The organism is Gorillibacterium massiliense (genome assembly GCF_000455485.1).
In the GTDB taxonomy this organism is placed as follows: Bacteria; Bacillota; Bacilli; order Paenibacillales; family NBRC-103111; genus Gorillibacterium; species Gorillibacterium massiliense.
Window position 1 is genome coordinate 20,601 of record NZ_CBQR020000077.1, and the last position, 15,426, is coordinate 36,026.

The 15,426-nt window shown below is 52.7% G+C and carries 13 protein-coding genes and 1 pseudogene; 4 read left to right on the top strand and 10 right to left on the bottom strand.

Annotated features, from left to right (window positions below; genetic code table 11):
• Positions 1-168: 168 nt before the first annotated feature.
• Both TJ79_RS09080 and adhE read right to left on the bottom strand, forming a co-directional pair.
• Positions 169-1,104: a S66 peptidase family protein gene (locus TJ79_RS09080; protein ID WP_040949985.1), complete on the bottom strand. Its 936-nt coding sequence runs from the start codon at positions 1,102-1,104 to the stop codon at positions 169-171.
• A gap of 158 nt (positions 1,105-1,262) precedes the next feature.
• A complete protein-coding gene (gene adhE, locus TJ79_RS09085) occupies positions 1,263-3,869 on the bottom strand; it encodes a bifunctional acetaldehyde-CoA/alcohol dehydrogenase (RefSeq protein ID WP_040949986.1) in 2,607 nt (868 codons plus the stop codon).
• A 344-nt stretch (positions 3,870-4,213) separates the two neighbouring features.
• Here adhE and katA point away from each other — a divergent pair, with 344 nt between their 5' ends.
• The gene (gene katA, locus TJ79_RS09090; RefSeq protein ID WP_040949987.1) at positions 4,214-5,671 is read left to right on the top strand and encodes a catalase KatA; all 1,458 of its coding nucleotides are present in this window, start codon (positions 4,214-4,216) and stop codon (positions 5,669-5,671) included.
• Between the two features lie 215 nt (positions 5,672-5,886).
• On the opposite strand, the gene TJ79_RS09095 is transcribed toward katA, so the two are convergent.
• The 6 genes and pseudogenes from TJ79_RS09095 to TJ79_RS09120 all read right to left on the bottom strand — a co-directional run bounded on the left by TJ79_RS09095 (position 5,887) and on the right by TJ79_RS09120 (position 11,367).
• On the bottom strand, positions 5,887-7,320 hold the full coding sequence (locus TJ79_RS09095) for an MFS transporter (protein ID WP_238322911.1): 1,434 nt from the start codon (positions 7,318-7,320) through the stop codon (positions 5,887-5,889).
• A gap of 29 nt (positions 7,321-7,349) precedes the next feature.
• Positions 7,350-7,984, bottom strand: a pseudogene (locus TJ79_RS28660) (cysteine hydrolase family protein).
• Positions 7,985-8,028: 44 nt separating this feature from the next.
• Positions 8,029-9,066 (bottom strand): ABC transporter substrate-binding protein, encoded by a 1,038-nt coding sequence (locus TJ79_RS09105; RefSeq protein ID WP_040949988.1) that lies wholly within the window; start codon positions 9,064-9,066, stop codon positions 8,029-8,031.
• Between the two features lie 57 nt (positions 9,067-9,123).
• On the bottom strand, positions 9,124-10,005 hold the full coding sequence (locus tag TJ79_RS09110) for an ABC transporter permease (protein ID WP_040949989.1): 882 nt from the start codon (positions 10,003-10,005) through the stop codon (positions 9,124-9,126).
• A 58-nt stretch (positions 10,006-10,063) separates the two neighbouring features.
• Positions 10,064-10,846, bottom strand: a complete 783-nt coding sequence (locus tag TJ79_RS09115) for an ABC transporter ATP-binding protein (RefSeq protein WP_040949990.1) — start codon at positions 10,844-10,846, stop codon at positions 10,064-10,066.
• 134 nt (positions 10,847-10,980) lie between these two features.
• Positions 10,981-11,367, bottom strand: a complete 387-nt coding sequence (locus TJ79_RS09120; RefSeq protein WP_238322912.1) for a Na-translocating system protein MpsC family protein — start codon at positions 11,365-11,367, stop codon at positions 10,981-10,983.
• Positions 11,368-11,739: 372 nt separating this feature from the next.
• Here TJ79_RS09120 and TJ79_RS09125 point away from each other — a divergent pair, with 372 nt between their 5' ends.
• From TJ79_RS09125 to TJ79_RS09135, 3 genes are all read left to right on the top strand, one after another.
• On the top strand, positions 11,740-12,891 hold the full coding sequence (locus tag TJ79_RS09125) for a family 8 glycosyl hydrolase (protein ID WP_040949992.1): 1,152 nt from the start codon (positions 11,740-11,742) through the stop codon (positions 12,889-12,891).
• A gap of 202 nt (positions 12,892-13,093) precedes the next feature.
• A complete protein-coding gene (locus TJ79_RS09130; protein WP_040949993.1) occupies positions 13,094-13,561 on the top strand; it encodes a DinB family protein in 468 nt (155 codons plus the stop codon).
• A 156-nt stretch (positions 13,562-13,717) separates the two neighbouring features.
• Positions 13,718-14,554 carry a WD40/YVTN/BNR-like repeat-containing protein gene (locus TJ79_RS09135; protein ID WP_040949994.1) on the top strand — a complete coding sequence of 279 codons (837 nt, stop codon included), beginning with the start codon at positions 13,718-13,720 and terminating at the stop codon, positions 14,552-14,554.
• Positions 14,555-14,786: 232 nt separating this feature from the next.
• Here the strand turns inward: TJ79_RS09135 and TJ79_RS09140 are convergent, their stop codons facing one another.
• Both TJ79_RS09140 and TJ79_RS09145 read right to left on the bottom strand, forming a co-directional pair.
• Positions 14,787-15,095: a hypothetical protein gene (locus tag TJ79_RS09140; RefSeq protein ID WP_040949995.1), complete on the bottom strand. Its 309-nt coding sequence runs from the start codon at positions 15,093-15,095 to the stop codon at positions 14,787-14,789.
• Positions 15,092-15,343 (bottom strand): YwbE family protein, encoded by a 252-nt coding sequence (locus tag TJ79_RS09145; RefSeq protein ID WP_052339424.1) that lies wholly within the window; start codon positions 15,341-15,343, stop codon positions 15,092-15,094. Before TJ79_RS09145 ends, TJ79_RS09140 begins: the two co-directional genes overlap by 4 nt.
• Between the last annotated feature and the right edge of the window lie 83 nt (positions 15,344-15,426).

Here is a 15,426-nt window from a genome sequence, read left to right on the forward strand (position 1 = left end):
TTTCGTACCCCTTGTTCGTGATTGAATAAGGCCTGCCCCTATTATACTTGATCCGACTCCTCATGACTCATGCTCTGCTATATTGACAAAATTATCAACAAAAAATGGCTACCCAAAGGCAGCCTAAAGTTAAGATATATTCCTTTCGCTTTGTGCTTGATGGCTAGCTTACTCCCGAACAGCCGATTCCAGCCCATCCACCCGCTTTTCCCGGGTGCTCATTTTAACTCGGATGCCGAGAGGAATGGTGATGTTGGGAGAACAGTGACCGATTTTAAAGCCGGCCATACACGGTTTACCGGAAGGAAGCAATTGATCCGCAAACACTTGCGCAAGAGTTAAGGAATTCGTCCCTTTCGCAGCCCCACTTTCGCAAAAATCACCGATGAGGATCCCCTCAGCGTCGCGAAACTTGCCTGCTTGTCGCAGTTGGTTCAGCATCCGATCCACCCGGTACGGCTCTTCGCCGACATCTTCCAGCAAAATGATTTTGCCGCGGGTATCCCATTCAAACGGCGTTCCAAGGGTGCTGACCAAAAGCGAGAGATTGCCTCCTGTCAAAAGCCCTGTCGCTTCTCCTGCGGACAGAACGGTCAAAGGCGAAATTTCTTCCGTATAGCGAAAACGTTTCGGCGGAGCCAGCATCATGGAGAAATTGTGAATCGTTAACGGATTCACATCCTCCTTGCCCAGGTCGATGAGCATTGGCCCATGAAAAGTAACAAGCCCGGTGTACTGGCCGACGGCGATGTGCAGAAAAGTAATATCGCTGTAGCCCCAAAAAACTTTCGGATTATTGCGGATGAGGTCATAATCCAGAAGCTCGGCGATTCGTCCGGTGCCATAGCCTCCCCTGGCGCAAAGGATGGCTTTGATTCCCGGATCGGCAAACAGGGTATTCAGTTCCTCCGCCCGTTCTTCATCGGTGCCGGCCAAATAACCGTATCGCCGGGAGTATGCTTGCCCCAAACGTACATTGAAGCCCATCCCCGCTAATATTCCCGCTCCGCGAAGGCCATTTTCCCGCTCCCCCCAGCTGGCAGGAGCCGCAATTCCGATGGTATCTCCTCTCGCCAAGGCGACTGGCTTCAACACATCCCACATTCTCTACATCTCCTCCTATTTGAAGATTATGCAACTTTCCATGTTGAATCCCTCTTCAGGGGATGAAAAAATCCAGCAAGCGGCGCCATCAACGTTACTGGCGTTTTCGCTTGCTGGATTTGGGTTATTCGTAAAACTGTTGTTCGCTAGATCAACCGTTAAAACCGGCCGTAGTAGGCGTTGCGGTAAATCTCGGCCAACTCGGTGACGAGCGGCATTCTCGGGTTAGCCGTAGTGCATTGGTCTTCAAAGGCGCGGTCGGCCAAGTAGTCCACTCTCGCTTCGAATTCCTTTTCGCCGATGCCCACTTCTTGGAACGTATCTTGGATACCCATGGTTTTGTTCAGCTTACGGATGGCGGCGATCAGACTGTTTACCCCTTCTTCTGTCGTTTTTGCGGGCAAGCCGAGGAAACGGGCGATTTCCGCGTAGCGCTGATCAGCGATGAAGTGGGTATATTTCGGGAACGAAGCGAATTTCGTCGGCTTCTGAGCATTATATTTGATGACATGGGGCATCAAAATCGCATTGGTGCGTCCGTGGGACGTATGGAATTCGGCCCCCCACTTATGGGCAAGGCTGTGGTTGATGCCCAGGAACGAGTTGGCGAAAGCCATACCGGCCATGGTGGAGGCGTTATGCATGTGCTCCCGCGCTGCTGGATCAGCCGTTGCGTACGATTTTTCCAGGTTCTCGAATACCAATTGGATCGCCTTCAGCGCCAAGCCGTCCGTGAAGTCGTTGGCCATTACCGATACATAAGCTTCGATGGCGTGGGTCAATACGTCCAGACCGGTATCTGCCACGGCTACTTTCGGCAAGGAGTATACATATTCCGGATCGACGATGGCGACGTCCGGCGTCAGTTCGTAATCAGCCAGCGGATATTTGGTGTTGCCTTGGTTTTTATCGGTAATAACCGAGAAGGAGGTGACCTCCGAACCGGTGCCCGATGTCGTCGGGATGGCAACAAACTTGGCTTTTTGGCCGAGACGCGGGTATTTGTAGATCCGCTTGCGGATATCCATGAATTTTTGTTTCAGAGCGTTGAAGTCCGTGTCCGGGTATTCATAGAACAGCCACATAGCCTTGGCCGCATCCATCGGCGATCCGCCGCCAAGAGCAATGATGCAGTCCGGTTGGAACCGGCGCATCATGTCGACGCCGCGGTCAACGGTAGTGGTGGATGGATCGGGCTCGACATCGGAGAAAACTTCGATGGTGACCGGACTTTGCCGTTTGCGCAGGTAGTGCTCGACCTTCTCCACATAGCCCAGCTTCACCATCACCGGGTCCGTCACGATCATGACACGGGAGATGTCAGGCATTTTCGCCAGGTATTGGGTAGCTCCCTTTTCAAAATAGATCTTCGAGGGTACTTTGAACCACTGCATATTTACCGTCCGGTAGGCAACGCGCTTAACGTTAATCAAGTTGACAGCCGTTACGTTGGATGCGGTAGCGTTGCGGCCGTAGGAACCGCAGCCCAAGGTAAGAGACGGCAGGTTCGTATTGTAAATGTCACCGATGGCGCCTTGAGTGGAAGGCGAGTTGACAATGATCCGTCCGGTTTGCAGACGATCGGCGAAGGCTTGAATGACTTCATCATTAAAGGAGTGAATAACCGACGAGTGGCCCATGCCGCCGAAGCCGACGACTTCTGCTGCGCGCTCGATGCCTTCTGCTGCGTTTTTCACTTTATAGGCCGCAAGAATCGGGCTGAGCTTCTCGGCGGAAAGCGGGAATTTCGGACCGACGCCATTGATCTCGGCTACGAGTATTTTCGTGTCTGCCGGTACGGTGAGTCCTGCCATTCCGGCGATCTTCGCTGCCGATTGTCCGACGATCGCCGGGTTTACGGCGCATTTTTCGGCGTTGATGGCCATCTTGGTCAGTTGGGCAGTTTCGTCTTTGTTCAGGAAGTAGCAGCCTTTAGAGATCATCAGCTTTTTGACGGCATCATAGATCGGCTCTTCGATGATAACCGATTGCTCCGAGGCGCAGATCATGCCGTTGTCAAAGGTTTTAGAGAGAATCAAGTCGGTGACAGCTTGCTCCAGGTCCGCCGATTTCTCGATGAAGGCGGGAACATTGCCGGGGCCAACGCCTAATGCCGGTTTGCCGCAGCTATACGCGGCTTGCACCATGCCCGCTCCGCCGGTGGCGAGGATGAGGGCGATGCCCGGGTGGTTCATAAGCGCGTTTGTCGCATCCATCGATGGTTTCTCAATCCATTGAATACAGTTTTCCGGAGCGCCGTGCTTCAAAGCGGCTTCGTATAGGATGCGGGCTGCTTCAGAGCTGCAATGCTGGGCTGACGGATGGAATCCGAAGATAATGGGGTTCCGCGTCTTGATCGAGATGAGGGATTTGAACATCGTCGTCGAAGTCGGGTTAGTTACTGGTGTGATCCCCATGACAACGCCAACCGGTTCAGCGATTTTTTGGAAATTTTCATAGGCGTTTTCTTCGATGACGCCGACGGTTTTATCGTACTTGATGCTGTGATAAATGTACTCGGTAGCGAAGATGTTCTTGGTGATTTTATCCTCGTATACCCCACGGCCCGTTTCCTCAACGGCGAGCTTAGCCAGGTACATATGTTTATCAAGACCTGCCAAAGCCATCTCTTGAACGATCTTATCAATCTGTTCCTGATTCATCGACATGAAAGCTTTCTGAGCGATTTTTGCCTTCTCCACCATCCGGTTGATCTCGTTTTGCACCGCTACAACGGCATTTACCTTGGTTTCCTCCACTGCCATCCTGAACTCCTCCTATACGATTTTAGTCATTTTCTTTGAGGCTGTTTAGTGACCTTCTCTTTGACTAAAGTATAGCACTGCTTAATTTAAATGAGTGTGGAGACTTTGTGAAAGATTTCACGTACTTAACCGGCAGTTAGTTTTTTGACTATTTTCCCTGTAACCGTTATCACATCAGTCGTAGCTCCAAGTTCATTTGCTTCGGTAGCAGATCTTCATGGCAGATGCGGTGGCACAGAATGTTCAATTTTGCTTATTTATAATAATTATAAATAAGTATTGACTTTAAATTGAGAAGCCTTATCATTGAAGAAGAGACACCATCCTAACGACGAGGTGATGAAATGAGTTCGTCCAACAAGCATTTGACGACGAGCTGGGGAGCTCCCGTAGGCGACAATCAAAACTCGGTAACCGCCGGTTCCCGTGGCCCTACTCTCATTCAAGACGTGCATCTATTGGAGAAACTGGCCCACTTCAACCGGGAGCGGGTGCCGGAGAGAGTCGTTCACGCCAAAGGAGCGGGCGCTCATGGTTATTTTGAGGTCACTCAAGATTTAACGAAATATACGAAGGCTAACTTTTTGTCCGAGGTAGGCAAAAGAACCCCTCTGTTCGTCCGCTTTTCCACTGTCGCCGGCGAATTGGGCTCATCTGATACCGTACGCGATCCCCGCGGATTTGCCGTCAAATTTTACACGGAAGAAGGCAATTATGATCTGGTCGGCAACAACACGCCGGTATTCTTTATCCGCGACGCCATTAAGTTCCCGGACTTCATCCATACGCAAAAGCGCGATCCGCAAACCCATCTGAAAAATCCGACGGCTGTCTGGGATTTCTGGTCTCTTTCTCCTGAATCCCTACATCAAGTTACCATCCTGATGTCAGACCGCGGCATTCCCGCTACATACCGCCATATGCACGGCTTCGGCAGCCACACCTTCAAGTGGGTCAATGCGGAAGGAAATGCAGTTTGGGTCAAGTATCATTTCAAAACCGAGCAAGGCATTCAAAACCTGTCGAACGAATTGGCAGCCGTCATTGCCGGTCAAAACCCGGATTACCATACGGAAGATTTGTTCAACGCAATCGATCGGGGCGAATTCCCGTCTTGGAAGCTGTGCGTGCAGATCATGCCGATAGAAGACGCCGATACTTACCGGTTCGATCCTTTCGACGTCACTAAAGTTTGGTCGCAAAAGGATTATCCCCTTATCGAAGTAGGCCGGATGGTCCTGGACCGCAACCCTGCCAACTACTTTTCCGAAGTGGAGCAGGCCACCTTCTCTCCTGGGACGCTCGTTCCCGGAATTGATGTTTCGCCGGATAAAATGCTGCAAGGACGCCTGTTTGCTTATGCCGATGCCCACCGCTACCGGGTCGGAGTCAACCACAACCATCTGCCCATCAACCGTCCCCATGCGGAAGTGAACAACTATCAGCGAGACGGCCAGATGCGCTTTGACAGCAACGGCGGAAACTCCGTTTACTATGAGCCTAACAGTTTCGGCGGGCCTGAGGAAACCCCGCAAGCCAAGCACGCCGCCTACCCTGTTAGCGGGGTGGCTGATAGTGTAGCATATGACCACAACGATCATTTCACCCAAGCCGGGGATCTCTACCGGTTGCTGAGCGAGGATGAGCGCACCCGATTGGTGGATACCATCGTCGGTTCCCTCAAGCTGGTAGCCCGGGAAGACATCGTCAAGCGGCAGATCGGTCATTTTCTCAAAGCGGATGCCGAATACGGCAGCCGCATCGCCCAAGGTCTCGGCCTGGCGGCTCCGCAGGAAGTGTAAACGATGCCGACTACGGAAACATCCGCAAAGGAAAAACGCGCTCTTTCCATTTGCCCCAAATGCCATCAAGAAATCAAAGTTTTAAAACACAGCATCTCCTGTGGATGCCAACACCGCTTGAAGACAATTAAAACGTTGAAATGGCAATAAAATAAACATAAAGAAGCCGCGAGTTCTTCTCTTCAAGAACTCGCGGCTTTTTTTATTCTGCCGGGTTAGGAAGACAGCGATTCCTTCAGCCGCCCGCGTCTAGCCGTTATACGCATAAACAGGAGGGCAATGACGATCAGAACTGCGCTTATCCCGAAGACCAGGCGGTATCCGGTGACTTCGGACGCGAGCCCGGAACCGTGGGCCGCCGTTCCAGTCAAATGCAGCATCGCGCCGCCGACGGCGGTTCCGAACATCATGCCTAAATTGCGGGACAAAGCCAAAATGCTGCTGATAAACCCTAGATGCTCTTTGGCCGTCCGGTTCATCACGAGGCTGTTATTGGGCGAGGTGATCATCCCCATGGAGCCGCCGAGCAGAATGACAAGAGCGATCAGCAACAGCTCCGGAAAGTCCGCAGATAAAAAGCCGAAGGCGGTTAAGGTACCGGTCATGACCAGAAGCCCCACGGACAAAATCGGCAGCCCCCCCACCTTGTCCGACCGGCCGCCGAAAAATGGAGCGGACACGATCAGCGACAACGGATAGCTCATCATCATCAACCCGGCCACTGCCGGCGCAATACCTAACTCATTACGCAAAAATACCGGCAATACCAACTGAGCGGAAAAAGCAGCCATGTAAGTCGAGATGGTGATAAGAATGCCGGCTTTGACGCCGGAATCGCGGAACACGTCCAGTTTGATGAACGGTTCCTTCCCATCCCCCCCGCGCTTCTCCCATCGCGCTGGGCTGCTCCAAAGGATAAACCCGAATGTAGTGGCGGCGAACAGCAAAACGAATAGCACCACGGGCAGCGATGCCCAACCCCATGTACCGCCCATGCTGACTGCCGTCACCAAACCGGTCAGCCCGACGGCGAAGAGCGCGGCGCCAGGCAGGTCCAGTCCGGCGTTTCCTTGGGGCGTATCCCGGGGAATAAAGCGCTGGGCGAGAAACCAAGCGGCTCCCGCCACCGCGCCCAAGAGCCAGAAGTTGACCCGCCAGGAGAACCACTGGATCAGGATGCCTCCGAGCCCCGGTCCGATCATGGAGCCGGCTGCGACAAAGGTACTCATGAGTCCGAGAGCCCGGCCCCGCTGCTCCCGAGGAAAGAGAGATACGATGAGAGCCATATTCGTCGCCTGGTACATAGCGGCTCCGAAGCCCTGGAGCACCCGGAAGGAAACGAGCCAACCAAGGGACGGAGCGCAGGCGCTTAAAATCGCCGCCAACATGAAAATGAAATATCCGGTATTATGAACCTTCCTTCGTCCCATCCGGTCTCCGAGCCTGCCCATCAAGGGCAAACAGATGGAGATGGCCAAGAGGTATACCGTTACCACCCACTGAGCCAAGGAAACGCGGATTCCGAATTCATCGGCGATATCGACGAGGGCAATATTGAACATGCCCGCCGACAAATTGGAAAGGAAAGCGCCCAAACAGATGACGTATTTGACAATGGTGCGGCCGCCTTGGCTGATTCCCCCGTCCAACGCGGTTCCGCCGCCTTTTTCCCACCGGTTCAGATGGAAAGCGCCGCCTTCTCCTCCGACTTCCAGGTCGCGATCAACTCCTCGGTATCCGCAACCGTTCCGAAATAAGAGGCGATATTCGTCATCGTCATGTTATGGGCTTCCCGGGAGTAAGAGGCGCAGGCTTCGTGGGCGAGAATGATGTTGTAATCCAACATAAAGCCGTCCCGTGCCGTGGACTCGACGCAAACGTTAGTGCTGACGCCGGTCATGATCAAGGTATCGGTCTTTAATGTACGCAGGACCGAATCCAGGCGGGTGTTGTTAAACGCGCTGTATCGGTGCTTGTTTACGATGATATACCCCTTCCTTGGGAGACACTTTCGTAAAACTCGGCTCCCCAGCTTCCTTTGCGGCAAACCGCCGAAGAGCGGCCATTCGACCGGGTCGTCCAAGCTTCCGAATCCGTTGCGTCTTCGTGGATGGTCTGGATGTAGATCACCGGAACATTATACTCGCGGGCCGAAGCCAAAAGGTGATGCAGGAAAGGCATCATGGCGGCGACCCCGCTCACATCGCTGCCCTTTGCCCCAAGGGAGCCATCCGGATGGCAATAGTCGTTTTGCACGTCGACGACGATAACGGCGGCATTCTTCTCCAACAGCAATTCATTTAATGTTTTCATTTTGCGCTCACCTCGAATGTTGGAATTTACCCCTTGCGGAGCCGTTACTTGGAGTTCTTGACGAATTGCATATCAACCAAGCCGTCATAAGTGTAATCGCCTTGGTAAATACCGGTTTTGATCATGACATCCATGTCGTTCTTCAGAGCTTCTTCGGAAATAGTACCGTCGGGACTCCACAGATTATCGGCATAAGCCCGGTCCAGCGCCGCTTGAATGGCGTCATCCGAGAGGGTCGGGAACTCCGTTTTCAAGCCCTTTTTCGCCAGCTCCTTATCCGATTGAACAGCTTTCAACGCTTCGATAATAGCGTCAGTAAAGCTCTGCACCGTTTCCGGATCTTTCTCGATAGTGGATTTCTTCACGCTGACAACGGAATAGGCGAAATCGCCGAGATCATGGAATTTATAGAACGGTTCGCCCCATACCTTCTTGGAGATACCGTCGCTGATTTGCGGCTCAGCTCCTTGAGCGATTTCCGAAGCACCTTGCTTCATCATGGTCACCACGGTAGAACCGTCAGCCGGCTCCAGTAGCTGCACATCCTTTTCAGGGTTCATCCCCAGATTGATCATGAGATAGCGGACGAGCAAGTTCGGCGTTCCTCCATGGCGGCCGGCATTCACCTTTTTCCCTTGCAAAAAAGCCTTCAGCTCCTCGGGGGATGATCCCTTTGGCGCCGTCCCTTCTTTGGCCATCAAATACACATTGGCCCGGTTGACCACATTGACGACGGAGAGAATGGGATCGGAGTTTTTCTTGTTGGCCAGGGCGTTGGATTCGGGGCCGCCGATGACGCCCCAGGCGTCGCCGCTGACGACAGAAGTGACGTGCGCTCCACCCGCCGCTTGGATAACCTCCACTTTCAAGCCCCGCTTTTCAAAATATCCCTCTTGCTGTGCCAAATAGAGTGGCAAATAGCCGGTAGAGTGCAAAGGCTCGGCGATGACGATTTTTTTCAAACTCTTCGCCCCGTCGGCTGCCTTCGCTTCCGAGCCGGCATCGTCGCCGCAAGCGGCCAAAATCCCGGTTATCATGGATAAAGCAAGCAGCACGGATAATCTCTTCGTCGTTTTTTTCATACGGACTCCTCCTCCAGGTGTCAATACTCTCTATTTTTTACGGAAGCTGCGGCTCCCTTACTGTTTGGCCAGGCCTTTGCCCAAAAGCTTTTCCAACACTACGACTCCCCAGTACATGAGCATCGAGAGAACAGACAGCACCGCGACCCCGACCCAAACGAGATTGATGTCCAAGATCGTTCCCGCATACATGATCATGCGTCCGACGCCTTTGCTGGATGCGATGAACTCGCCGACGATGGCTCCTGCCAAAGCCAGAGCGATGTTGATGCGCAGGCTGCTGATGATCCAAGGCATGGACCAAGGAACGACCACCTTCGTGAACACCTGCCAGCGTTTGGCGCCAAGGGAGTACATCAGCTTTTCCATGTCGGGATCGACGCTCTTTACGCCGCTGTAAGCAGATAGAGCCGAGACGACCACGGTCATGGAGAAGGCCAGCGCCACTTTGGAAAAGAAGCCGATGCCTAGCAGGATCACCAGCACGGGGGCAAGAGCCAGCTTCGGCAATGCATTCAGCATGATGAGATACGGCTCGCTTATGCCGGCATAGGATTTGGACCACCAGAAGGATAATCCCAAAAGCGCTCCCGCCAGCGTCCCGAAGACGAAGCCAAGTATCGTCGAACTGGACGTGAAGCCGATGTCCGAAAGCAGGTTTCCTTCGGTGATTTGCACCCATGTGGTTTTTAAAATGGCGCTGGGGCTGCTCCAGAAGTACGGATCGACCCAACCGATGCGGGTAAACACCTCCCATACCAGAAAAATCATCACTGCCACCGCTAAACGGCCCCAGGCGACGGCACGCACTCTTCTTCGCTCGATAGCTTGTTCATCGAGAATGTAAGGAACGACCTCCGGTTTTTTCACGGCGGCAGGTGGGGATTCGGCTGCCCTCAGGTTATGAACGACAAAAGCTTTCGAACGGGCGGTTTCCATGTGGATCTCCTCCTTTTTGATTTCAAAGCGGGTTGTGGCGGGCAGCGATACAGGAAGCTTACGAAATCTTTTCCGCTTCGTCGTGGCCGGCGGACAGCAGATCCATCAGATGGTGCTTCAGTTCCATGAATGCGCTGGAGGTCATATCCTCCGTCTTGCGCGGGCGTTCCATGGTGACGGTGATTTTCGCCTTGATCCGTCCAGGCCGGGGCGAAAATACGTAGATATCGTCCGAGAGGTAGATGGCTTCATCGATATCATGGGTGACGAAGAGAACGGTTTTGTTGAAATCGCCCCAAATTTGCAGCAGCCAGTTTTGCATGGTCAGCCGGGTCTGGGCGTCCAGTGCGCCGAAGGGCTCGTCCAGCAAAATGATATCCCGGTCGTACAGCAGCGTTCGGAGCAGCGCCGCCCTTTGTTTCATACCGCCGGACAGCTCCTTCGGATAATGCTTGTCAAAGCCCTTCAAGCCGTATTTCTCCATAAGCGGCAGCGCCCGTTCGACGGCTTGCTTGCGGGGTACACCGCGTATTTCCATCCCCAAAATGATGTTGTCCAGTATCGTGCGCCACGGAAGGAGCATGTCCTTTTGCAGCATGTAGCCGACGTAACCGGTTTTGCCGACGATGTTCTGCCCGTCTGCCAGTACTTTTCCAGTTGAAGGGGGCATGAGACCGGCGATGATGTTGAACAGCGTTGATTTGCCGCAGCCGCTGGGGCCGATGATGCTGACGAACCGCCCCTCTTCCACCGCCAAGTTCGTTTCACTCATGGCGTTGATCTCTTTTCCATCCCGGCGGAACCACTTGCTGACCCCGGAAATCTCGATTTTGTGGCTCATGGTCCTCAGCTCCCTTTGCTTTTTTGGCTTTCGTATGGTCCTTTTTGATAACAAAAAATCGCCAGCTCGGAACTTCCGAACGCATGGATATGCATGCGCCGTACGGCTTCCAAACTGACGATCGGCCGGCTCTCTCAGGCGAGTTCCCGCTTATCATTCAGATACGATTCCACGTCACACTCCAGAATGATGATGGTACCGGAATATTCGGTCTCGGCATCGTAATCCTTGAGAATGGCGACAATATGAAATTGAAATTGGCTTTCCAACGCGAGCTTGATGTCTCGCTTGAAGATTTGGAATAGCAGTTGGTCCACTTGGCGGGCGGTGCGGGGATCGTGCTCATCCATCAAGCTTAACACCGGTACTCTTGCATTCAGCGACATAATGATGATCTTATTGCCAACCAGATCGACCTTCTGCTGCTTGACTCCGGCGTTGAAGATTTTTTTGTTGATGGCGTTATAGAGTTTCAAAATCTCTTGTTTAAACTCCCCTGATGATAGATTCAGTGGCTTCACATCCTCCATGTACCATTGATGTAATGATAGCTTACTAGATGAGTTAAGAATGTTAAGCTCTTGCCATAATTATAGAAAAATAGCGGAAGAAGTCAACCCATTTTGTCGAAATTGTTTGAAAAATATTTAGATAAGCTAACATGAGGTGTTTTTTTACGGGAAATCCGAACATTGTTATATCTTTAATTCCTTAAGTATGATCTTTAATTCGTTCGTTCAAGTCGCGGGCAAATCTTGCTAAAATGGCAGCATGAAATGAGCAGCCCATGAACGTTTATTCTTGTAAAATGACGATAGCTTCGAAAGACGGCACGGCCGTCTTCGGTGAAACCCATCCAATGATGAAGCTATCGATGAGAGGATGATAGAGGCATGTCGGAACGAAAAGGCGCGTTTTACACTGGCATCTACCGCAATGTATTTGCCGAGTTCGGGTATTCCCAGGAGGAGATCGAGCAAAGGCTAACGGAAACGTGGGAGGCTCTGTTCGGCGATAACGAAGCGACGAAAATTTATTACGAGTGCGGGTCGCATGGCGGCTATTTGCTGGACACCGGCAATTATGACGTGCGAACGGAAGGCATGTCCTACGGCATGATGATGGCGGTGCAGATGAACAAGAAAGAGGTATTCGACCGCCTTTGGTGGTGGAGCAAAACGTACATGTACATGACGGAAGGACCGAACGCTGGATACTTTGCCTGGTCCTGCAATCCCGACGGAACGAAACGCTCGGATGGACCGGCTCCAGACGGCGAGGAATTTTTCGCTATGGCTTTGTTCTTTGCAGCGAACCGCTGGGGGGATGGGCCGACTCCCTTCAACTATAGCGAACAAGCCCGGCAGCTGCTGCATGACTGCATCCACAACGGAGAAAACGGAGAGGGCTGGCCGATGTGGGAGCCCACCAACAAGCTGATCAAATTCGTCCCCAATTGCGATTATACGGACCCGTCCTACCATCTGCCACACTTCTATGAACTGTTCGCACTCTGGGCGAATCCTGCGGACCGGGAATTCTGGAAGGAGGCAGTGGTGGCCAGCCGCGAGTATTTGCATTCCGCCTGCCATCCCGTTACCGGACTCGCTCCCGAATACGCCCATTATGACGGCACTCCGAACCATGAAGGGAACGGCGGCGGATACGGCCACTTCTATAGCGACGCCTACCGGGTGGCCCCCAATATCGGCCTCGATTACGAATGGTTCGGCGCCGATGAATGGCAGGTCGATGAGCTCAACCGGCTGCAAGCTTTCTTCGTCGACAAAGACCCGGCAGATTACCGCCGCTATACGGTGGAAGGCGAGGCCTTCGATGAACCTTCCCTCCACCCTGTCGGCCTGATCGCCACGAACGCGACTGCTTCCTTGGCTGCTAATGGCCCCCACTCCAGAAAATTGGTGGAAATGTTTTGGAACACCCCTGTCCGTACCGGCGGACGCCGCTATTACGACAACTGCCTGTACCTGTTCAGCATGTTGGCCTTGAGCGGACATTACCGCATTTGGTCTCCGGTTAAGTAATCCGTTTCCCCCTCAATAGCCGCTGCCTCTTGCCGCTGTCTCACGCCTCTCCGGGGTATGAAACAGCGGCTTTTTTATGGACTTTTCATGGACTTAATCATACAGCGCTTGAACTCCCTCATTGAGAGGTTTATCCTTGACGTTTTCCTTGACTCCGGATAGGATTCATAGAAAATGCTAGATATTGGGAGGAGGAGATCGTATGATCCGTGTCATTTCCAGATTGGAGACTTATGTAGAGACGATTCCCGGGTTTTTTCGTTCGCTCAACCTGGAAGAAATGGTTTTGCCGCGCTCGGAGGGAAAATGGTCGCGGCTGCAAATTTTGGGGCACTTATGTGACTCCGCCGTCAATAATTTGAACCGGTTCATTCGAGTGCAGGAAGGTCCGGAGCCGTATATCATCGAGCCTTACAACCAAACCTTTTGGGTGGAAGCTGAAGGATATAAGCATGCGCCACCGGAACATGTTCTTTCTCTCTGGCTTAGTCTGAACCAGGCCATCCTCCGAGTCCTTAAGCGAATCCCGGAAACCCGATATTCTCATAAATGCCGCTTGTCCAATGGCGAAACGCTCACCCTCGAAACTTTGGCCGGCGAGTATTTGTTCCACATCGAGCATCACCTGAAGCAACTGTTCGGCGAAGATTTTCTGCAATCCCATGCTTAAAATGGCAGGTACCCGCGAACCGCTCTCCGGCAGGATGAGACGGTTCTTTTTTGTGAAACGAGGCATTTGGCTTGAAGTTCTACAACTTTTTCCTTCTTTTCGCAGTCTTAATAGGGAAAAACCGGGAACCTGTCGGAATGAAACGGAGTTGTTAAGATGAAAAAAACGCTGCTCCTCCTTTGCCTCGTTCTGTCGGGTGGCTGCAGTTTGAACGGCACGAATGCCGAGGACAGTCCGCAATCAAACCCTACGGGAACCACTCGTCCGACGACTGCTTCGGCATCCGTCACGGCAACCCTGACATCTGAACCCTCATCTCCCGCTCCCCTATCGGGTGAAGCTGCTTCCTTTGCTATCTCACCTTCACCAACAGGTGAAGATCAATCTGAAACAGAACAGCCGGTCCATACACGGGAAGAAACGTTTCGATTAAACGACAATCTTTCGTGGAAAGCCGAGTATGCTTTCTACGGCATGTTTCGGGAAGACATGATTTTATCGCGGTCAGAGGACGGAGGCGCTTCGTGGAACGTTGTCGCGAAGTCGGGCGAGGGAAATGGAAATCTGCCGAATGGAATTAAAACGGGATTACTTTTTCTGGACGAAAACAAGGGGTGGATTACCTCCTATTCCCCCCGCTCGGGAGTGGTCGGTATATCTGAGACGGAGGATGGCGGACGAACGTGGGCTGCCATTCAACTGGAGGTGCCACAAAAAGCGGTAGAGGCTGAGATTACTGCCTTTCCACCGTTATTTGTGAGCTCAACAGATGGAATCCTTATAACAACCGTTTCTTCCGACGAGCATCCGTTTTTGTTCTATGTGACCCATGACGGCGGAAAAGCGTGGATGCCTGTATGTAACCGATTGTCTGGGGAATCTCAGGGGCTGCGCTGGGAGTTTACGAAAGATCCGGATACCGCCGGTTATTCGGGGACGGTCTCATTTAGAAAGAACGAATGGTCGTTCAGCAACGGAAGCTTCAGCAGCTGAATTATAGAGCTGCATGGGCAAATAACTGCAAAAGTACAGGTTATTGAAGCGTAAAGCGTCCGAAAAGAAAAATACCTGCAAAAGTGCAGGAATTCAATCCCAAGTTCCGGCAGACGGTAACTCAGGGGCTGAAAGCCTGTATTTTTGCAGGTATTTCCTTAGATTGATGAGAACGTTGATGGAAAGCCTGCATTTTTGCAGGTATTCGCTAACGGTTAGGCTTGGTTAAGGACTATTCCCTTAGTGCTTCCCGCAAACGGGTGGAGGTATGGTCCACCACCCGCTTGCCGGCCAGTTGGCCGCGCAGACGACGATTCTCCCGGACTAGCCGTTCATTTTCGGCGGTCAACTCTTGAAAACTGGCGAGCAGCTCCTCGTCCACGTAACCGGCTGCGACGAATAACCGCCGCAGGCGTTCCGTCATGTCCGAATCATCCAAGGGCAGAGCCTTCGATGCTTCCGACGCCTGCGGCCGAGAGTCAGCCGCTTCTTCGCATTCGGTTTCTCCGCCCGTAGCGGGCGTTAACTTCTCCATGCTCACGAAGTGCTTCCCTCCTCTTTGTTATCGGAGGACGTTCCGTTGCCGGAACCCAGGATCGTTTTCACTCTTCCCACCCGGCCGTCAGTAAGACGGACTTTGATCCCATGGGGATGACTGGGGGAATTGGTGAGCAAATCTTTGACGATCCCCCGGGAAAGCTTGCCTGTTCGCTGGTCTTGCTTCAATACAATGTCAACTTCTATACCCGGGCGGATGTTGCTGCGGATTTGTCCGCTTTGCCCGGTCATCGCGGGTTTCTTCCTTTGCTGCGGCTGCCGAAGGAGCGGCCTGCCGGGCTGCCGCCAGGCTTGCTGCCACCGGGCTTGCCGCC